We start from the raw sequence: 20,841 nt of genomic DNA, 5'->3' as shown, positions 1-20,841 counted from the left end.
CGCTCCTTTTGGTTGTACCTTCAACCATCACGATAGCGCTCTTTAGTTGTAGCTACAACCATTAGAATGTTGTCGTGGACACACGATGGCTGGACGACGCCGAGATGACCGCCTGGGTGCGGCTGGCCGCCGTACTCGAGCTGCTGCCCGGCGTCCTCGACTCGCAGCTACGCCGGGACGCCGACCTGACCCACTACGAGTACTACGTGATGGCGATGCTGTCCGAGGCCCCGAAGCGGACGCTGCGGATGACCGCGCTCGCGCAGCACACCAACGCCACGCTCCCCCGCTTGTCCCACGTCGTGAAGCGCCTCGAGGACCGCGGCCTGATCGAACGCTTCCCCTGCCCCGAGGACGCCCGCGCCACCAACGCCAGGCTCACCCCCACCGGCTGGAAGAAGATCAAGGCAACCGCCCCCGGCCACGTCGAAACAGTCCGCCGGCACGTCATCGACGTACTGACCCCCGACCAGATCACCCAACTGGCCGCGATCACCAGCGCGATCCTCGAATCCGTCGACCCCGACGGCAACCTCAGCGCGGTGTACCGCCGCTGACCTGCTCCAACCGCTGCTTCAGCCTGGCGAGGTCCTTCGTGTTCGCGCGCCGCATCGCCGCCGCCATCAGCGGAGCGGCGACCCCGGCGAACCCACTCGGCTCACCCCGATTCCGCAACGTCATCCGAGTAGCTCCCTCATCAGCCGGGACCCACTCGTAGCTGGTCTCCATCGGAAACGGCCCCTGCGCCGTCCGCATCACCATCCGCCGCCCGGGCACCAGCTCGACGACCTCGTACGTGTACGCAAGCCGCCGCCCGAGAAAATGCGCAACGAACTCCATCCGCGATCCCACCACGACAGGCGGCTCGGTCTGCCACACCACCGACTCGATGTTCGCGTACCACTCCGGCGCATTGGACGGATCCCCGACGTACCCGGACACCACCTCAACCGGCCGACCAATCACGATCTCGGTGAGCACGTCGACAGCCATGTCTCCTCCTCTGAGCACAAGATCTTTACCGAGTGTGATCGATTCGCCATTCTCAGGACAGGGGTGAGGGTTGTGGGTTGTGGGGGTTGGTTGTGACGGCGCAGCACGAAGAACAGACCAGCGGGCGGCGCTGGTGGCGCTCCGGCAGAGCCGTTCGACAGCAGGCGGCAGCACATCGTCGGGCGGCAAGGTCTCTGCGGTCTACGCCGTGGACAGTTCCCGCGATCGGCTCCGTCGGCGCGAACACCAACCTGGAAGAGATCTCCGACTGGCTGACCAAGATCATCGTGGCCGTCGGCCTCACGCAGTTCGCTGCCATCAAGCGCGAGGGCACGCAACTTTCCACTCACTCGCCCCCGCGCTGGGCGACGGCAACGGACCGGCCTCGTCGGGTCAGTCGGTCGCTTGCGCATTGACGGTATCTGTCGCACCGACCTGTTTAGGCCAATGCCAGAGGGGTTAAATGGAGGTCTCTTGAGACGACCTCGCGTGCGCCTTCTTGCTGTACGGCGTGAATCGCGACGGACAAGGGCTGCGCGAGTACGGCCTTTCGCAGCCCGAGATTGCCGGGCAGTATCCGGATCTGATCGCGGACAATCAGGTCTGGACGAGACCACCCTGGATATGCGGATCCCGGGCGGCACCGCCGAGATAGTTGCTGTAGGCACAGATGTTCGGCTGTCGTTCAAGCACTCCATACATTCACCGCACGGCGTGGCGGGATGGATCGCAACCGGCCGTACTAACGGTCACTTCTCCCTCGCTGACTCACTTCACGCCCGAGAACAAGCGGCTGCTTCACCCGAAAGCCGCCGACACCACCGTCGCGGTAGTAGTGCATTCTCCTAACCGTTGCATTGACGCACGCGAGCTATTTACACGGTGCACCAACCACGCCATTCTCAGTCCCAGGGGTAGGGGGTGGGATTGTGGCCGAGCAATCCGGAAAGACTCAGCGGCGTTGGTGGCAATTCTGGCGACGCCAGGCAGCAACGGACGACAGCACGCCGCCCACGAGGTTCTCCAGCGTGTACGTCGTGGAGACCACGGCGGTCGCCGGTGGGCTAGCCGCGACGATCCTGTACGCGGCGCTCGGCCCGAATGCGAGCTGGTCGGTCGTATCAGCGTCGGTGATGATCGCGGCGGCCGCGCTGGGCAGCGGTGTCTTGACCGGCATCCTCTTCGGCGTACCGCGGACCGCCGTCAGCAACGACCGCCAAGCCGGCGCGGACGCCACTCGCGCGATCGGCACGGTCGGCGCGAACACCAACCTCGAGCAGATCTCGGACTGGCTGACCAAGATCATCGTCGGCGTCGGTCTCACCCAGTTCGCCGCCATCAAGCGCGAGGGCGGGCAACTCTTCCACTCGCTCGCCCCGGCACTGGGCGAAGGCAACGGTCGAACCTCGTTTGCGGGCAGCGTGGTCATCTACTTCTTCGTGGTCGGCTTCCTGACCGGCTGGCTGTACGCGCGCTTGCGCCTCGGCCTGCTGATGAGCGCCACCGACGCACTCCTCGAACTCGCCCGCCGCGCAGATCGGGCAGGCGACACCGAAACCGCACAGACCGCCCGCGAACAGGCGAACAACCAGATCGCCTCGGCCACCGCCGGTACAGGTACCGCGGGCGCACCTCAATCTGCCGTGACGGACCTGATCCTGCAGTACGAGCGGCTCACCAAAACGCCCGCCGGTACCGCCCATGAGACGGCAATGTCTGAGATCGTCCGCCAGGCCAAAGCGCTCCGGCTGACCGAGCGGTTCACGACACTCGACGTCACGCACCTGTTCAACCAGGGCTCCGAGGGCAGCCGGATCGTGGCGCTCGCTCTGATGGAGGGCGACACCACCCTGGCCGAGTTGACCCTGGTACTGAACGCGATCGAGACGCCGCGCTCGGACTTCGAGCAGTACCACGCACTGACTGTCGCGAGTCTGATGGTGCCTGTGTTGAGCCCTGAGAACAAGACACAGCTGCAGCGCGCCCTCGAGTCCGACGATGTTCGCAGATCACTGGGCACCAACACCCCACGCGCTGCTCTAGCCGCCGACATCCTCAACCGAATCAGGTCGTCGTCGAGCTGATGCAGGCATCTCGACGTCTCCGGACGAGCGATCAGGCCTTTCCGGAACTAAATCGGCACCAGGCGGCGAAATAGTTCCGAAGAGACGACGCCCCACCCACCACAACACCCACCGCCGGAGGCGGCCAACAAGGCGGGCGACGCGGAGCGGTGTCGGTCATCTGAAGTCGCGGGATTTGGTTTTGGCGGCTAGGGGGAGGCGTTGGAGGTGTTCGGCGGAGAGGTTGGTTACTTCGCCGGAGCGTTCTACCCGGCCGCGGATGATGAGGGCGGCGGCGTTGCGGGCTACGGCGGCGTGGTGGTGCCAGCAGCCGACGGTGATGACGATGTTGGCCATGCCGGTCTCGTCCTCGAGGTTCATGAAGGTGACGCCGGAGGCGGTCGCGGGGCGTTGGCGGTGGGTGACGACACCGGCGACCCGGACCCGGGCGCCGTCGGGGGCTTCGCGGAGCTCGGCGGCGGACAGGATGCCTTCGGCGCGGAGTTGTTCGCGGACGCGTTGCATCGGGTGGCTGGTGGTGGTGATCGCGGTGGACCACAGGTCGGCCATGTCGGCTTCGATGTCGCTCATCCCGGGCAGGGTCGGCGGTGGGCCGGCCGCGGTGATCCCGGCCAGCTGACCTGGGCGTTCCTCGGCCGCGCGGCCCGCCTCCCACAGTGCCTGCCGCCGGTCGAGACCGAAGCAGTCGAATGCTCCGGCCGTCGCCAGCGCCTCCACTTGTGCCGCGGTGATGCCGGTACGGCGGACCAGATCGGCCATCTCGGTGAACGGCCCGCCGCGGTCGCGTTCCGCGACGATCAGCTCCGCCCCCTTCTCCCCCACGGTACGTACTTCGGCCAGCCCGAGCCGGACCGCGAACGCGCCGTCGCGCCGGTGCGCGGTGGTGTCGAACGGCGCCTTCGGGTCGAACGGCCCCACCGGCGGCTGCGGGTCCGCGAGGCAGTCCGGGGACCCGGTCGGCCCGGTGAGTTCCTGCCCGTCGACCAGGTACTCGAGCCCGGCGTCGACACCTGACAGGTGCAGGTGCGGGCGCCGTACTTCGACCCCGTGGCGGCGGGCGTCCGCGACCAGTGACTGCGGCGAGTAGAACCCCATCGGCTGCGCCCGGAGCAGTGCGGCGAGGAACGCGGCCGGGTAGTGCAGACGCAGCCAGGTGCTGGAGTAGACGAGCAGCGCGAAGCTGATCGAGTGCGACTCGGCGAACCCGAAGTTCGCGAACGCCTCGATCTTGGCGTAGATGTCGTCGGCGAGCTCGCCGGTGATCCCGTTGCCGGCCATCCCGGCGTACAGCTTCTCCTTCAGCGAGGAGATCCGTTCGATGCCGCGTTTCGAACCCATCGCGCGGCGGAGCAGGTCGGCCTCGTCGCCGTCGATCTCGCCGACCGCCATCGCCATCTGCATCAGCTGTTCCTGGAACAGCGGCACGCCCATCGTCCGCTCCAGCACCGGCTGCAGCTTCGGGTGCAGGTAGGTGATCGGCTCCTCCCCGGTCCGGCGGCGGATGTACGGGTGCACGGCGCCGCCCTGGATCGGGCCGGGGCGGATCAGCGCGATCTCGGTGACCAGGTCGTAGAACCGGCGCGGTTTCAGCCGGGGCAGGGTCGCCATCTGGGCCCGGGACTCGACCTGGAAGACACCCACCGAGTCGGCCCGGCAGAGCTGGTCGTAGACCCCGGCCTCCTCGCGTGGGATCGTGTGCAGCTCCCAGTGCTCCCCGAGCTGCTCGCGGACCATGTCCAGGCAGTACTGCAGGGCGGCGAGCATGCCGAGCCCGAGCAGGTCGAACTTCACCAGCCCCATCCACGCGCAGTCGTCCTTGTCCCACTGCAGGACCGTACGGTTCTCCATCCGGGCGTGCTCGATCGGCACCACCTCGCCGACCGGGCGTTCGGTCAGCACCATCCCGCCGGAGTGGATCCCCAGGTGCCGGGGGAACTTCAGCAGCTCGCTCGCCATCGCCACCACCTGCGGCGGGATGTCGTGCTCGGTCGAGGTGATCTCGGGGCTCCAGCCGTCCACCTGTTTCGACCAGGCGTCCTGCTGACCGACGGAGTACCCCAGGGCCTTCGCCATGTCGCGGACGGCGGACTTCGGGCGGTAGGAGATCACGTTCGCCACCTGGGCCGCGTTGTGCCGCCCGTACTTGGAGTAGACGTGCTGGATCACCTCCTCCCGCCGGCCCGAGTCGAAGTCGACGTCGATGTCCGGCTCCTCGGCCCGGGTCGTGGCCAGGAACCGTTCGAACGGCAGGTTGTAGAGGATGCTGTCCACCGCGGTGATCCCGAGCGCGTAGCAGACCGCGGAGTTCGCCGCGGATCCCCTGCCCTGGCAGAGGATCCCGTTGTCGTGGGCGAACCGGACGATGTCCTCGACGATCAGGAAGTACCCCGGGAACTCCTTCTCGTCGATGACGGCCAGCTCCCGCTCGAGCCGCTGGTACGCATCCGGGCGCTCCTCGCGGGTCCCGTACCGCCGGGCCGCGCCCTCGAACGTCAGGTGCCGCAGCCACGACATCGGGGTGTGCCCGTCCGGTACGTCGCGCAGCGGCAGCTTCGGCTTCGCCCGCGCCAGGTCGAACGCGAGCTGGTCCGCGAGCGTCACCGAGCGCGCCACGGCTCCGTCGTACCGCTGGAAGCGGGCGGTCAGCTCCGCGCCGGAGCGCAGGAACGCCATCCCGTTGGACGGCAGCCAGCCGTCCATCGAGTCCAGGTCGCGACGGGCCCGGACGGCGGCCAGCGCCGCGGCCAGCTTGTACTGCGCGGGGGTCGCGTAGTGAACGTTGTTCGTGGCAACTACCGGAAGGCCGCGAGCTGCCGCCAGGCCGGCCAGGATCCGGTTCCGGGTGGTGTCGGCGGGGAGATGGTGGTCGATCAGCTCGACGACCACCCGGTCCCGGCCGAACAGCGCGGTCAACCGGTCCAGCTCCCGGCCGGCCGCGGCCGGACCGTCGGCGTGCCCGCCGAGCTCCAGCGCCTGCCGGACCAGCCCCTTACGGCAGCCGGTCAGGATCACCCAGCGATCACGACCCTTGTCAGCAAGCCGCTCCAGCGAATAGACCGGCTTGCCCTTCTCCCCGCCCTTCAACTGCGCCTCGGTGATCTCACCGGCGAGCTTGTGATACCCCTCCTGCCCCTCGGCCAGCACCAGCAGGTGACTGCCCTCCGGATCGGCCACCCCGTTCTGCGGACCGGTCAGCCCCAGCGACAGCTCCGCCCCGAACACAGTGGGCAGCGAGTACGCCGCGGCGGCCTCGGCGAAGCGTGCCGCGCCGTAGAACCCGTCGTGGTCGGTCAGCGCCAGCGCGTGCAACCCCTGCCGGACGGCGGCCGCGACCAGGTCCTCCGGCTGGGAGGCACCGTCCAGGAAGGAGAAGTTCGAGTGGACGTGGAGCTCCGCATACGGCACCGCGTGCGCGGGCCGGTGCACCGGCTCCGGAACGTACGGCCCCCGGTGCTGCGACCACGCCGGACTGTCCCCACCATCAGCCGTCACCGGCCGCCCACCGTGACTGCCCGGCCGCGACCGATCCGACAACTTCCGCTCCAACTCCGACCACTTGATCGGAGGGTTGTTGTACCCCATCCCACTCACCTCCCGTCCCCACCAAGAATAGAACACTTGTTCGAAGAACCGAAATTCAGGTGGTCCCCGGCTTTGTTCAGCCGACGAAGGCGAGGGTGTTGCCGTCCGGGTCGCGGACGATGAAGTCCGTGCCGCCCCAGGCCTGCTTGGTGAGCTTCTGGGCCGGCTCCACGCCGGCCGCGAGATACTCCGCGTACAGCTCCTTGACGTTTCGGGCTTCGATGAAGGCCATGATGAGTCCTTCCTCGCGCGCGGGGTCCGCAACGAGCACCGGCTCATGCACGAACCTCAAGTGCAAGGTAGCGCCGTCGCGCGACACCGAGCCGTAGAACGGCGGGCGCCCGTGCAGAAAGTCGACACGGAACCCGAGGCGATCGCGATAGAACTCGGCGGCCGCCCGTACATCGCGAACGAACAGGACCGGCCGCGCGGCGTCGAGCTGGGCGGGCTTCGATGCTTCGGGTGGTCGCGGCGAGGCGTCCTCGACGGCCGCCCTCAGCGCGGCCCAACTGTCGTAGCCCGCCTCGAGCGCAATGACCTCCTGCGCCTCCGCAAGCTTGAAGTTCAGCGCGAGCGATTCGTGATCCGTCACATCGCGGTATCGCGGTAGCTGCCGGATGCGGCCACCGACCGAGTGGTTGCCGTCGCGGTGCCACCGCAGGAGTTGCTTGGCTTGCTTCTTGTACGTTTCGAGTGTGGGCATTGGCGCGCCTCCCAGGTTGAGCTGGAGTAGGTGGGCCTTGCCCTTTCGGCGCCTTCGCCGTTGCGCCCCGGACCAGAGACTGACCCCGCGCTTTCGCCTGAATCTAGCACTGTAAATGGCTGGCCGGTGCAGCGAGCGTGCTGCTAGCGTTTCGTTGTCCGTGACAGAGCAGTTGGAGGTGATGCCCCCATGAACAGTGCAGCGCTGTGGGTGCTCCCCCTCTCGTGGTCACGGGCGGGCGATTGACGTAGGTGTCGTCGGGAGCGCCGCGACTCCCGAAAGGAAACACCTATGAACCCTTTGCCTATCCGGCCGCGCCACCGGACCGGGGTGACGATCTCGCAGGTCGCCGGCCACCAGTGGCACGCGATCCGGAACGATCTGACCGTCGGCCGCGGCTATGCGTCGCGACGGCTCGACGGCCGGACCTTCCTCAGCATCGACACCTGGCAGGACGCCGTCTTCGACCAGCTCGCTGCGGTGATGCTGGCCGATCAGCCGGACCCGCTGTACACCGTGGTCGACGAGACCGACCACAACCTCATCGCGAACTGGGAACGCGCCGGACTCACGATCTGGCGCCGCGAGTCGGAATTCCTCGTACCAGGCAACCAGGAACCGGCGCCGGCACCGCCCGGCATCACGATCAGCACCGCCGACGAGGCTCCGCTGCGTGAACTCGACCGGGCGATCCGCGCCGAGGTCGAGGCCGGCCCCGGCTGGCACACGATGCCGGCGGAAGTGCTGCCCTGGCAGGGCGGGACGAGGCCGCTCGACCCGACGAAGTACACCGTGGCGATCCGGGACGGCCGGTACGTCGGCCTGCTGCGCCTGGCCACGCACACCCGGCGCCCACGGATCGGCCTGGTCGCCGTCCTGGCCACCGAGCGACGACGCGGCATCGCCCGGGCCCTCCTGAGCCATGCCCTGAGCAACACGGCAGCAGCCACCGCGGAGGTGGACGAGACCAACACGGCCGCACTGGCCCTGCTCGAAGGCATCGGCGCCGAACGCACCGGCCGCAGTCTCGAACTCACCACCGGGAGGGCCTGACCATGCCCAGAAAACCAGGCGGTCTCGAGCTGGAGGGCACGGTCGTGGAGTGCCTCCGGAACGCCACCTTCCGGGTCGAGCTCAGTAACGGTCACAAGGTGCTCGCGCACATCAGCGGGAAGATCCGGAAGAACTACATCAAGATCCTCCCCGAGGACCGCGTCCTGGTGGAGCTCAGCCCGTACGACCTGGACCGGGGCCGGATCATCTTCCGCTACCGGAACTGACCTCACAGTCACCGCGCTCGGCAGCGCCCCACTGCCGAGCGCGGTATGCCGTGAACCCGTCACTGCTCGGAGACGGGGATCGTCCGGTCGCCGCGGAGTCCGGCTCGAGGCGAAACGCTTGTCCAGCCGCCGGTTCTGCGGCAGCAGGTCGATTGCCGACCAGCAGGGGTCCTCTGGCCCTGCCGCCGAATCGTCGGCGACCCGCAGAATCAGCCCGTGAAATCGTGGAACGAGGTTCGTCGATGCGTCATGGTCCCGTCCGAGGCGGGCGGTGCATCGATCACCGGCCAGGTCCGGCGATGACGCTGTCCGCAGCGGCGCGCCCCGGGCCTACCGGCGCCACCGGCGAACTGGCCGCGGCTGCGGCTCGATCCGTCGCCGATCTGCTCGCTGACCTGGAGGTGCGGCCCGAATCGGGGCTGAGCAGCGGTCAGGTCGAGCAGCGTACGGCGACCTTCGGCCCCAACGCGGTCAGTTCGCATCGCGCTCGCTGGCTTCCGGTGCTGTGGCATCAACTGCGCTCACCCCTGCTCGGTCTCCTGGTCGCGGCCGCGATCGCGTCGTACGTGGTCGGCGAGCGCGGCAGCGCGATCATCATCTGCGTCATCGTCGGAGTGTCCGTCGGACTCGGCTTCGTCAACGAGTTCCGCGCCGAGCAGGCCGCCGAGGCCCTGCATTCACAGATCCGTCACCAGACGGTCGTCGTACGGGACGGGCAGCAGGTCTCTGTGGACGTGACAACTCTGGTCCCCGGTGACCTGGTGCAGATGCGGCTCGGCGAGGTGGTACCTGCCGACATCCGGCTGCTGTCGGTCCACGGACTGCAGTGCGACGAGTCCGTCCTCACCGGCGAATCCCTGCCGGTGAGCAAATCGACCGACCGCGTCGACATCGGTACGGCGCTGGCCGAGCTGACCTGCTGCGCGTTGATGGGCACTGTCGTACATTCCGGCAGCGGGGTCGGCGTCGTGGTCAGTACCGGTCCGCGGACCGAGTTCGGCACCATCGCGGCCGGCCTGAACACTCATCCGCTGGACACCGAGTTCCAGGTCGGACTCGCGAAGTTCTCGATGCTGCTGGTGTACGTGGGCGCGGCACTGACGACGGTGATCTTCGGCCTCAACATCGCGCTGCACAAGCCGATCCTCGACGCCTTGCTGTTCTCCCTGGCGATCGCGGTCGGGATCACTCCGCAACTGCTCCCCGCCGTCGTGTCCACCAGCTTGGCGGCGGGGTCGCGGCGGATGAGCCGGCTGAAGGTGCTGGTGAAGCGGCTGGTGTGCATCGAGGATCTCGGAGACGTCGACACGTTGTTCACGGACAAGACCGGAACCCTCACCCAGGGCCGCATCGGCTTCATGCGCGCCGTACCCGCAGGCGCCGAGCACCCGGACGCCGTCCTGCGCTGGGGTTTGCTCTGCACCGAGAACGCTTCGTCCACGGGACCAGGGGTGGGCGGAAATCCGCTCGACCAGGCGCTGTGGAACTCACCGGCCGCCGGTGCGCAGCACACCGTACTCGCCGGCTTCACCCAGGTCGCCGTCCTGCCGTTCGATCACGAACGGCAAATGGTCTCCGTGCTCGTCAAGGACACCACCGGCCGGCTGCAGCTGATCACCAAGGGCGCACCCGAGTCCGTCCTGGCTCGCTGCCTCGAGGTACCGGCTTCGGCCGAGGCGTCGCTGCGGTCCGAGTTCGCCGACGGGAACCGAGTGGTCGCGGTCGCGATCCGGCAGTTCCCGTATCCGCGCGAGGCCGTGACGGCCGCCGACGAGTCCGGACTGCGGCTCGTCGGCCTGCTGGTGTTCCTCGATCCGCCGAAGCTCGACGCCGCCGAGGCACTCCGCCGGCTGGCCGGCCTCGGCATCGCCGTCAAGATCGTCACCGGCGACAACGCCGCCGTCGCGCAGAAGGTGTGCCAGGACCTCGGTCTGGAATCACGCAAGGCACTCACCGGCACCGAGATCGACGCACTCGACGACGACCAGCTCGCCGCGGCGCTGAAGACAACGACTGTCTTCGCCCGGGTCAGCCCCGAACACAAGGCGAGGATCGTCAGGACCCACCGGCGCAGTGGCGGCGGGGTGGCGTTCCTCGGCGACGGCGTCAACGACGCGCTCGCCCTGCACGCCGCTGACGTGGGGATCTCGGTGGACTCCGCCGTCGACGTGGCCAAGGATGCCGCGGATGTGATCCTGCTCGACAAGGACCTCGACGTCCTGGCCGACGGTGTCGCCGAGGGTCGGCGGATCTTCGCCAACACGATCAAGTACGTCCTGATGGGGACCTCGAGCAACTTCGGCAACATGTTCTCGGCCGCGGGTGCGTCGCTGTTCTTGTCCTTCCTGCCGATGCTTCCGTCGCAGATCCTGCTCAACAATCTCCTCTACGACAGCAGCCAGCTCGCCATCCCGACCGACAACGTCGACAAGGACCAGCTGCGGCGGCCATCGCACTGGGACATCGGGTTCATCCGGCGGTTCATGATCTTCTTCGGTCCGCTCAGCTCGGTGTTCGACTTCCTCACCTTCGGGGTGATGCTCTGGGTCTTCCACTCGGGGCCGGCTCAGTTCCGCTCGGGCTGGTTCGTCGAATCGCTGGCCACTCAGACCCTGGTCATCTTCGCGATTCGGACCCGGCGGATCCCGTTCTTCCGCAGTCATCCCAGCCTGCCGCTCACCCTGGCCGCGGTAGGGATCGTCACGATCGGCGCGGTTCTTCCGGCGACGCCGATCGCACACGCGTTGGGTTTCCAGCCGCTCCCCGGCGCATTCTTCGCCGCACTGATCGCGATGGTGATCGGCTACCTGGTCCTGATCGAGGCCGGCAAGCGGTTCTTCTACGGCGCGGTCCAGGTAACGGCCCCGCCCAGGGTCCACGACCACCGTCGCCATCTCCGCCGACGGGCAGGCTACTTCAGTACCGCTTCGCCACCGGCCACCGGCCAACCCACCGGGGAACACTAGTGTTTCCCGTCCGGCTCGCCCTGACGGGCCACCGGACGGCTACTGTCCAGCGACGACGGGCGACCCGTTGGTGATGACTTCCGGGACCGGCTCGACGGCAGAAGCCGGTTTCGGGACCGGCACAGCGGCTGCTGCTTCCCGGCTCAGGAAGCTGCCAAGCTCGCCAATCGTGCTCATCAGCGGAGCCGGGAACACCACCGTGGTGTTCTTGTCCACACCGATCTCGACGAGGCTCTGCAGGTTGCGCAGCTGTAATGCGAGCGGGTGCGCCATCATGGTGTCGGAGGCGTCCCCGAGTGCCGCGGCCGCGAGAGCCTCGCCTTCGGCCGCGATGATCTTGGCGCGCTTCTCCCGCTCGGCCTCGGCCTGACGGGCCATCGCCCGTTTCATGCTGTCGGGCAGCTGGATGTCCTTCAACTCGACCAGCGTCACCACCACGCCCCATTCGACGGTGGCCACATCGAGGATCTCGCGGATGTTGGCGTTGATGACATCGGTCTCCGACAACGTCTCGTCGAGAGTATGCCGCCCAACCACCTTACGCAGTGTCGTCTGCGCGATCTGGTTGATGGCGGCCTCGACGTTCTCGATCGCCACCACGGACTTCACCGCATCGACGACCCGGTAGTACGCGACCGCCGACACGTCCACACTCACGTTGTCCCGGGTGATGATGCCCTGGGACTGGATCGGCATCGTGACGATCCGTAGCGACACCTTCCGCAGGATGTCCACGACCGGCACGATCAGCGTCAGCCCCGGGTTCTTCACCACCTTGACCTTGCCCAACCGGAAGAGCACTCCCAGCTCGTACTGCGTGACGACCCGTACGGACAACGTCAGTCCGAGCAGGATCAAGATGGCGAGAATGATCAGGAACAGCGTCATGGTGCGCACTTCCTCAGCTCGAGCGGCCGGAGCAGCCACTCCTCCAGCGTTGCTCGCCGATCGGCGTGCGACGTGAGTCGAAGGTCCCTGGCCTCCCGGCCGAACGGCCCGCAGCCGATCGCGACGGGGCGCTGTCGCCCATCACACACACCTCCCGTTCCGATCAAGACTAGAACATGTGTTCGATGAGGCGTTAATCTGAAAACATGCTTGGTCGGTTCACGGTTCGCCCGTCCGACGACGGATCCAACAGATTCGGCGTCTGGGACGGTGCGGTCAACGGGTGGCGTGCAACAGGTATCGACGACGAGGCGCGGGCCCGCGAACTCGCCTCCGATCTGGACGTGCAGTACGACGCCCACGGCCCCCGCGCCGCGGACGCCGTACGGCACGTCGATCCTGCTCAGCAGGTGCAGCGGGCGACCTGGACCACCGGCGAGCTCGACGTCTGGATCCGGCACAACGGCGAATGGCTCGGCCGGTTCCGGACCAAGGACGGCGAGCTCACCTGGGTCCGAGGAGCCGACCTGAGACCCCTCTGACCCGGTTCAGCCGTGCGGCTTCGGTTTGGGGGTCTTCTTGTCCGGCGGGGGCGGCTTCGGATTCGGGTCGCCGATCATCTTCTTCGGCGGGGCGACGAACCGCTCGACCGGAAGGCCGTGCAGGGCGGCTTGCATGGCGGACTCCCAGAGCGGGCCTGCGGTACCGGAGCCGGTCGGGTCGGCGATGCGCTCCCCGTTCAACGTCTGCCGCATCAGATTCTTGTACGGCAGGCTCGCGTCCGCGACGACCGCGGCGGCGGCCAGGTTCGGGGTGTAGCCGGAGAACCAGACGGCCAGGTTCTGCTGGATCGTTCCGGTCTTGCCGGCCATGTCGCGGGTCCCGAACCGCAGGTGGCCACCCGTCCCGCCCGGCATCATCACCTGGCTCAGCACCCGGTTCACCCCGTCGGCGACCTGCCGTGGAATGGCCTGCCGGCAGTCGATCCCGGGCCCGGGCACCGGCCGTCCGGACTTGTCCCGCACCGACGTGACGACGAGCGGCCTGCAGTACTTCCCGCGCGCCGCGAACGTCGCGTACGCGTTCGACAGCATCAGCGGCGTCACGTACCCGACGCCGAGCGTCATCGAGATCACCTGGTCGAGCGGCCCGCCGGTCTGCGCGTTGTACATCCCGAGCTTGGCCGCGATCTTCGCGATCGAACACAGCCCGGTACGCTCCGACAGCTGCAGGAAGTAGGTGTTCGTCGAGAACCGCGCCGCCTGGACCATCGTCAGGTCGCCGCTCTTGGTGGAGTTCTTCGGCCGGTACGTCGGATCGCGCGTCCACCCGTGACACGTCTGGAACTTCGCCTTGGACAGGTCGATCTGTTCCGGCGAGTTGATCCGGTAGTCCATCGGGATGCCCTTGGCCAGTGCGGCCGCGATCGTGAACGCCTTCATCGTCGAGCCGTTCTGGAACCCGCCGTACCCGCCGGCGTACGACTTCTCGACGTTGTAGTTGTAGTTGGTCTGATGGCGCCCGTTGCCGTACGGCTTGCTCTGCACCATCGCCTTGACCAGGCCGGTGCCCGGCTCGACGATCGTGATCGCGGCGATGGTGCTGTCGGTGCGCTTGCTGTGCTTGTCGATCGAGGCCTGCGCGGCGGCCTGGATCCTCGGGTCGATCGAGGTCCGGATCTGCAGCCCGCCGGTCTTCAGGTAGTGGTCGCGGTCCTTCACGGTCGCGCCGAGCGCCGGGTTCTGCAGCAGCTTCGACACAACGTAGTCGCAGTAGAACGGGTACCGCGAGTTCGCGCAGCCGTTCGGTACCGGTTCGATCCGCGACTCGTCGATCACCGGTGTCCGCAGCGCCTGGTTCGCCTGGCCGACGGTGATCACGCCGAGCTCGAGCATTCGTTTGATCACGGTGTCGCGGCGGGCCCGGGCGCGGGCGGCGTCGTTGGCCGGGTTGTAGCCGCTCGGGTTCTTCACAATGCCGGCGAGCAGCGCCGCCTGCGGCAGCGTCAGCTTGGCGGCCGTGGTCCGGAAGTAGTGCTGCGCGGCGGCCTGCACGCCGTACGTCCCGGCGCCGAAGTTCGCCAGGTTCAGGTACCGCTCGAGGATCTCGTCCTTGGAGAACTCGCTCTCGACCGCGATCGCGTACCGCAGCTCGGTCAGCTTGCGTTCGTACGAGACCTCGGTCGCCTTGGCCCGTTCGGCCGCCGTCTTCGCCTTCTCGACCAGGCTCATCTTGACGAGCTGCTGGGTGATGCTGGACCCGCCCTGCTGCACCTCGCCGCCGGTCTGGTTACGCACCATCGCGCGCAGCGTGCCCTTCAGGTCGAGGGCGCCGTGCTCGTAGAAGCGGGAGTCCTCGATCGCGACGATCGCCTTGCGCATGATCGGCGCGACCGAACTCAGCGGTACCGGCACCCGGTTCTGCTCGTAGAGCGTGGCGAGCAGCGAGCCGTCGGCGGCGAGGATGCGGGTGCGGACGGCCAGTGGATCGCTCTCGAACTCCTTGGGCAGACTCTCAACGGTCGCCGCGACCTGCGCCGATCCCTGCCCGATGAAGCCCGCGAACGGGATCGCCAGTCCGGCCGCGAGCGCACCGGACAGCGCGCTCACGCCGATGAACATGATCAACGAGCGAGCCCAGTTGCGACCGCCCCTGCCGGTACGCATTACTCCAGGCTAGACCACCGATCACGCTCCGGTCACTGTCCGGGTACCCCTGAATTGATTGCCTCGATCAACTTTGGTCGCAGTTCACTCGCCTTGATCACCTCGTCGACCGACCCGACGTCGCGGGCTCTCTGGATGCTGTGTACCCGGTCGAACTCGGTCGCGACCTCGCCCAGTTTCTCTGCCCGTACGACGGTTCGTACGTCGGCGAGCTCCGTCGCGAGGGCCGCCCGCTCCGCGCCGGACGCCGAGCCGACCCGTTCGGCCAGCGACGCGACCCGCGGATCCGCGGCCGTTCGCGCGTCGACCTCACCCGCGAACACCACCGCCGCGGCCGGCGCGCCGCCGAGCACCGAGGCGAACGATCCTTCCACCGCGAGCACGGTCATCGACGGGTTCAGCGACTTCGAGAACACCACGAACGCACCACCGTGGTACCGGGAGACGACGCAGAACACGATCGGGCCCTGGAAGTTCACCATCGCGCGGCCGATCTCGGCGCCGTACTCCAGCTGCAGGTTCCGCATCGAGTCCGGCGAGCCGTCGAACCCGGACAGGTTCGCCAGCACCACCAGCGGCCGGTTCCCGCTGGCCGAGTTGATCGCCCGCGCGACCTTCTTCGACGACCGCGGGAACAGCGTGCCCGCGGTGTACGTGTCCGGGCCGTCGGTGGGCGGGAAGCCCCGGCGCGGCACCGACCGGGACTCGATCCCGACGAGGCAGACCGGGAACCCGCCGAGCCGCGCGTCCGCCACGACCGCGGTGTCGGCGTCGGCCATCCCGGCCCAGCGTTCCAGCACCGGGTGGTCCTGGTCGGTGACCGCCCGCATCAGCGTACGGATGTCGAACGCCTTCTTCCGGTCCGGGTTGGTCGCGGACGAGAAGATCTCGCCGATCGTCTTGAAGTCGCTGCCGGCCACCTCGTGCGGGTACGGCGTGACGTCGCGGTCCAGCGGGTCGGACGTCGGCGCCCGCCGCGGTCCGTGCTCGCCCGGGAGGACGTACGTGTGGTCGTAGTACGTCATCAGGACGTCCCGCGCGCCCTTCAGGTCCGCGGCCCAGTACTGCGCCTGGCCGTTCGGGCCCATCACCCGGTCGTACCCGCCGATGCCGAAGTTGTCCTCGGCCGACACGCTGCCGGAGAAGTCCAGCGTCTGCTTGCCGGTCAGCACCATCGCGCTGTCCGGCGTCATCACCAGGATGCCCTTGGTGTGCATCAGCATCGTCGCCTCGGCGTTCCAGTACGGCTGCGCGCCGACGTTGATGCCCGCGACCACGACGTTGATCTCGCCGCCGGCCTGGGTGAACTCGACGATCCGCTTCAGCGCCTTCGCGACCCAGTCCATGTTCTCGGTACCGGAGTCCATCGAGATCCGGGCACCGGCCGACAGCGAGTACCACTCGACCGGGATCCGCAGCCGTTCGGCCAGGTCGAGCGCCGCGATGATCCGCGAGCACTCGGCCTCGGCGACCGCGCCGAGGGCCATGGTCGGGTCGCCGCTCATCGCGACCCGGGTGACGCCCTCCGGGTACCGCTCGGTCGGCGTGGTGACGATGCCGACGATGATGCCGGCCTTGTTCAGGCCCTTCGGCCGGTCCACCGGGACCAGGTTGCCGGCGTCGTCCAGGTCGTGCTCGACGAACGAACCGCCGCGGCCGGCGACCATGCCGCTGACCTCGTACGGGTAGATGGTGTTCCGCCGCCGGGACCGCTGCACCTTCTGCGCGTAGTCGTCCAGCGGCAGCAACCGCCCGGTCGGCGGCTGCTCGATCGAGGTCACGACGCCCGCGCCGTGCTGGTAGTAGAACCGGGCGGCGACCGGGTTGACCGTGCCGTCCGGCGCGGCCACGTCGCCCTGGACCAGGACCTCCTCGATCCCGGCGCCCGCGGTCATCGGGGCGATGTTGCGCTGCAGCGCGGCCACCTCGTCGACCTGGACGTCGACCACCGGCCAGATCTGCACCCAGACGTGGTTCATGTCGAGCTTCGCGCCGGCCGCGCCGCGCGCGGTCCGGGCTCGCCGGATCGCCTCCAGGCAGTTCGAGATCGCCCGCTCGGCGTGCGGCAGCGACGTGACCTGGCCGTCCTCGTCGCGGGCGACCGCAAACTGGCGGACCTGGGCCAGCGCGACCAGCCGCCGGTCGGCCTCGTTCTCGCGTGCGACGCAGTAGTAGAGCAGTACGTCCTCCGGCGCGTCCAGGCGGGTGATCCGGAAGTCGCGCAGCCGCCACAGGTTCAGCCGGCGGCCGACCATCGGGTGCACGCCGCGGACGTTGTCGTCCTCGGTCATCGACCCGCCGGCCGGGCGGTAGGTGAAGTACGAGACCGGATCGCCCTGGCCCGGGGCGACCGCGACCGAGATCCGCCGTACCCGTTGGGCGATCGGCAGGTCGGCGACCATCCGCCGGTACGTCTCGGACGCTTCCTGCTGCGAGTCCGGCTGGTCCGGGCCGTACAGGTACAGCTCGACGACGGCCTCGTGGCCGGCGGTCCGAGCCTCGATCCGCTCGGTCAGCGCCCGCGACAGCGCGCTGTCGGGATCGGCCAGCTCGGCGACCGTACCGACCGTGGTGACCAGGTGGCTCGGCTTGTCGTCGATCGTGTAGTCGGCGGTCGCGAACGGCCGCCCGTCGACGGCGAACGCGCGCAGGTCGTGCAGCTCGTACTCGCGGTAGTGACGGCGGACGAGCACCTCGAGCATCGGCTCCTGCTCGCCCCAGCCACCCTCGAGCCGCTGGGCCAGGAACCGGACGATCGGCTCCGGGATCGCCGCCAGCGCGTCGATCCGCTGCTGCCGGTCCGGCGCGTCCGGGTGCGCGGCCAGGTCGGCGACCTCGTCGCCGACGCCCGCGATGATCGACGCCCGCTCGGCGTCCACCTGCGGCTGGTCGAACCACCGGAACCGCACGCTCCGGGCAAGGTCCCCGACCACCGGGAACCGCAACTGGGTGGCCAGCACGAGCCGGTCGAGCAGGTCGTGCACGGATTCGTCCAGCGGCAGCGGCTCTGCGATCCACCGCTGCAGCACAGACGTGACGATCAGTACGTCGGGAGTCGACCGCTGCTGCGCCAGGAAGATCCGGAAGACCGCCTCCTCCAGCTCCGGGCTCCGCTCCAGCCCGGTCACGCCGTAGTGGCTCAGCACCCGGGTCAGCCGCGCCTGGAACTCGGACGGCAGCCCGCCGCGGTCCGGGTCGAGGCTCTGCAGGTACGTGTAGAAGTACTCGCGCGGGCTGTGGACCCGGTTCTCGATCGAGGTGTCCGCCCCGGCCGGCCGGTTCCGACTCAGCTCGGCGAAGTCCGCGAACACGGTCAGCAGGTCGATCTCGGAGCCGACCGGCGGACCGGACTGCTGATGCGCGAGCTCCGCCCGTGCCGTCAGGTAGTCCGCGAGCATGCCGCCCTCGTCCTGCGGGTCGATGTCGAACCCGAGCAGCATGCTCCGCAGGTCGTCCAGCCCGCGCTCCACCCGCTCGGCCGCGGACTTCTCGCCGGTCCCGTTCGGCAGGTCCAGCTCGACGCCGTTGTGCACCGGAGCGGCCTCGACCGCCGCGCTCTCGTCCGCGACCGGCTCGAGCCGCAGCAGCGGGGCACCGGTCTCGACCTGGCTGCCGGTGGAGACCTGCAGCTCCTTCACGGTCGCCTTGAACGGCGCGTACAGCACCGTCTCCATCTTCATCGACTCCAGCACCAGCACCGGCTGACCGGCCTCGACCTCGGCGCCTGCCTGCACCGGCGTCGCCACGACGAGGGCCGGCGCGGGCGAACGCAGTACGCCGCCCTCGTCGCGACTCACGCGATGGGTGACGCCGTCGACCTCGATCAGATGCACCGGGCCGTGCGTCGCGGTCACCAGCCGGAACCGCTGCCCGCCGACGACCAGGCGGCTCGTGTACTCGTCCAGGCGCTCCAGCTCGGCGTCCACGACCTTCAGGTGGTCGTTGCCGTTCCCGACGCCGACCCGGAACCGCTCCGGGCCGATCCGCGCCACCGTCACCCGGTAGCTCGCGCCACGCAGCTTCAGGTCGATCGCGCGGCCGACCTCGTGCTGCACCTGCGGACGTCCGCCGTGCGCGGTCTCGAACAGCCGGAGCCGCTCGACCTGCTCGGCGTCCTCGTACCCCTCGATCGCGGCCGCGACCAGCGCGATCCCGGAGTGCCGGTGCGAGATCAGCCGGCCCTCGCCGCGGACCCGGTCGATCCAGCCGGTGTCGGCGCTGCCGTCGATCACCTCGGGCTGGTCGAGCAGTTCGAGGATGAAGCTCTTGTTGGTCGCGCCGCCCTCGATCAGTACGGTCGTCGCCTGCATCGCGCGCCGCAGCCGCGCCAGCGCCTCCTCGCGGGTCCGGCCGTACCCGATGATCTTCGCGATCATCGAGTCGAAGTCGGCCGGGATGCTGTCGCCGGCGCTCACCCCGGTGTCGACCCGGATCCCGGGACCGGCCGGCAGATCCAGTACGGCGATCCGCCCGGGCGACGGCGCGAAGTCGCGGTCCGGGTCCTCCGCGTTCAGCCGGGCCTCGACCGCATGCCCGCTCTCCAGCGGCTTGCTGCCTTCCAACCGCCCGCCGGAGGCGACGTGCAGCTGGGCCTTGACCAGGTCGAACCCGGTGGTCAGCTCGGTGATCGGGTGCTCGACCTGGAGCCGGGTGTTCACCTCGAGGAACGCGAACGACTTCTCCCCCGGGTGGTACAGGAACTCGACCGTCGCCGCGCCGCGGTACCCGACCGCGATCGCGAGCCGCTCAGCCGATGCCTTGAGGTCGTCGACCTGGGACGCGGACAGCAGCGGCGACGCCGACTCCTCGATCACCTTCTGGTTGCGGCGCTGTACCGAGCAGTCCCGGACGCCGAGCGCCCACGCCGTACCCTGGCCGTCCGCGATCACCTGGACCTCGACGTGCCGGGCGCCGGTGACGAGCCGCTCGAGGAACACGATGCCGCTGCCGAAGGCGCGGGCCGCCTCTTCACTGGTCCGCGCGTACGCGTCGGAGAGCTCGTCGGCGGAACGGACCACCCGGATACCCCGGCCGCCACCACCGGCCGTTGCCTTGAGCATCAACGGGTACCCGATCCGGTCCGCGGCCTCGAGGGCCGCGTCCAGCGACTCGACCGCACCCCGGCTCCACGGTGCGACCGGTACGCCGACCTCCTCGGCGATCAGCTTCGAACCGATCTTGTCGCCGAGCTTGCGCATCGCCTCGGCCGACGGACCGATGAAGGTCACGCCGATCCGGTCGCACAGCTCCGCGAACGCCGGGTCCTCGGCGACGAACCCCCAGCCGACCCAGGCGGCGTCCGCCCCGGTCTCCAGCAGTGCCCGCTCCAGCAGCGCGAGGTCCAGGTACGGCCGGGCCGACGCCGGGCCGAGCGGGTACGTGATGTCCGCGGCCCGTACGAACGTCGCGGTGCGCTCGCCGTCGGTGAACAAGGCCACGGTCTCGATCGGGTCACCGCCTTCGGCGTTGACTTCGCGGACCGCGTTGATCAGCCGCATCGCGGCTTCACCCCGGTTCACTATTGCGATACGCTTGAACATCGACCGCCTCCGTGTCTCACCCTGAGCTGTGCGGACAGACCTCTCCCCTGGATCGCAGGAGACAGGTGTCGCTGGCACAGGTTTTCAGTCGATCGCCGTTACCGTCGAGTCGGCCCCCCTTCCCGGCGTGTTTTTACTG

Annotated in this window: 12 protein-coding genes; 6 read left to right on the top strand and 6 right to left on the bottom strand. The window is 68.6% G+C overall.

Annotated features, from left to right (window positions below):
- Nucleotides 1–74 precede the first annotated feature (74 nt).
- The gene (locus tag ACZ5BU_RS23910; protein WP_465702237.1) at nucleotides 75–557 is read left to right on the top strand and encodes a MarR family winged helix-turn-helix transcriptional regulator; all 483 of its coding nucleotides are present in this window, start codon (nucleotides 75–77) and stop codon (nucleotides 555–557) included.
- Here ACZ5BU_RS23910 and ACZ5BU_RS23905 read toward each other — a convergent pair.
- Entirely contained in the window at nucleotides 535–993 is a 459-nt protein-coding gene (locus ACZ5BU_RS23905) for an SRPBCC family protein (RefSeq protein WP_465702235.1), read from the bottom strand. The two genes, ACZ5BU_RS23910 and ACZ5BU_RS23905, sit on opposite strands and share 23 nt — an antisense overlap.
- Nucleotides 994–2,021: 1,028 nt before the next feature.
- Here ACZ5BU_RS23905 and ACZ5BU_RS23900 point away from each other — a divergent pair.
- Nucleotides 2,022–3,077, top strand: coding sequence for a hypothetical protein (locus ACZ5BU_RS23900; protein WP_465702233.1), 1,056 nt, complete (start codon nucleotides 2,022–2,024; stop codon nucleotides 3,075–3,077).
- A gap of 156 nt (nucleotides 3,078–3,233) precedes the next feature.
- Here the strand turns inward: ACZ5BU_RS23900 and ACZ5BU_RS23895 are convergent, their stop codons facing one another.
- Together ACZ5BU_RS23895 and ACZ5BU_RS23890 are read right to left on the bottom strand one after the other, a co-directional pair.
- The gene (locus ACZ5BU_RS23895; RefSeq protein ID WP_465702231.1) at nucleotides 3,234–6,659 is read right to left on the bottom strand and encodes an error-prone DNA polymerase; all 3,426 of its coding nucleotides are present in this window, start codon (nucleotides 6,657–6,659) and stop codon (nucleotides 3,234–3,236) included.
- A 76-nt stretch (nucleotides 6,660–6,735) separates the two neighbouring features.
- Nucleotides 6,736–7,362, bottom strand: a complete 627-nt coding sequence (locus ACZ5BU_RS23890) for a bleomycin resistance protein (protein ID WP_465702229.1) — start codon at nucleotides 7,360–7,362, stop codon at nucleotides 6,736–6,738.
- A gap of 291 nt (nucleotides 7,363–7,653) precedes the next feature.
- On the opposite strand from ACZ5BU_RS23890, the gene ACZ5BU_RS23885 reads away from it, so the two are divergent.
- The 3 genes from ACZ5BU_RS23885 to mgtA all read left to right on the top strand — a co-directional run bounded on the left by ACZ5BU_RS23885 (nucleotide 7,654) and on the right by mgtA (nucleotide 11,608).
- Nucleotides 7,654–8,415 carry a GNAT family N-acetyltransferase gene (locus ACZ5BU_RS23885; RefSeq protein ID WP_465702227.1) on the top strand — a complete coding sequence of 254 codons (762 nt, stop codon included), beginning with the start codon at nucleotides 7,654–7,656 and terminating at the stop codon, nucleotides 8,413–8,415.
- 2 nt (nucleotides 8,416–8,417) lie between these two features.
- The gene (infA, locus tag ACZ5BU_RS23880; protein ID WP_465702225.1) at nucleotides 8,418–8,642 is read left to right on the top strand and encodes a translation initiation factor IF-1; all 225 of its coding nucleotides are present in this window, start codon (nucleotides 8,418–8,420) and stop codon (nucleotides 8,640–8,642) included.
- 299 nt (nucleotides 8,643–8,941) lie between these two features.
- The gene (gene mgtA, locus ACZ5BU_RS23875) at nucleotides 8,942–11,608 is read left to right on the top strand and encodes a magnesium-translocating P-type ATPase (RefSeq protein WP_465702223.1); all 2,667 of its coding nucleotides are present in this window, start codon (nucleotides 8,942–8,944) and stop codon (nucleotides 11,606–11,608) included.
- Between the two features lie 39 nt (nucleotides 11,609–11,647).
- Here mgtA and ACZ5BU_RS23870 read toward each other — a convergent pair whose 3' ends face one another.
- Complete coding sequence (locus ACZ5BU_RS23870) at nucleotides 11,648–12,496, bottom strand: slipin family protein (protein WP_465702221.1); 849 nt, start codon at nucleotides 12,494–12,496, stop codon at nucleotides 11,648–11,650.
- 206 nt (nucleotides 12,497–12,702) lie between these two features.
- Between ACZ5BU_RS23870 and ACZ5BU_RS23865 the strand changes: the two genes are divergently transcribed.
- Nucleotides 12,703–13,038, top strand: coding sequence for a hypothetical protein (locus ACZ5BU_RS23865; RefSeq protein WP_465702219.1), 336 nt, complete (start codon nucleotides 12,703–12,705; stop codon nucleotides 13,036–13,038).
- A 6-nt stretch (nucleotides 13,039–13,044) separates the two neighbouring features.
- Here ACZ5BU_RS23865 and ACZ5BU_RS23860 read toward each other — a convergent pair whose 3' ends face one another.
- Both ACZ5BU_RS23860 and ACZ5BU_RS23855 read right to left on the bottom strand, forming a co-directional pair.
- Complete coding sequence (locus ACZ5BU_RS23860; RefSeq protein WP_465702218.1) at nucleotides 13,045–15,162, bottom strand: transglycosylase domain-containing protein; 2,118 nt, start codon at nucleotides 15,160–15,162, stop codon at nucleotides 13,045–13,047.
- A gap of 32 nt (nucleotides 15,163–15,194) precedes the next feature.
- Nucleotides 15,195–20,702: an ATP-binding protein gene (locus ACZ5BU_RS23855; RefSeq protein ID WP_465702217.1), complete on the bottom strand. Its 5,508-nt coding sequence runs from the start codon at nucleotides 20,700–20,702 to the stop codon at nucleotides 15,195–15,197.
- Nucleotides 20,703–20,841: the final 139 nt, after the last annotated feature.

Source organism: Kribbella sp. NPDC031520 (genome assembly GCF_055580825.1).
This window is presented reverse-complemented; position numbering and strand designations above follow the sequence as displayed.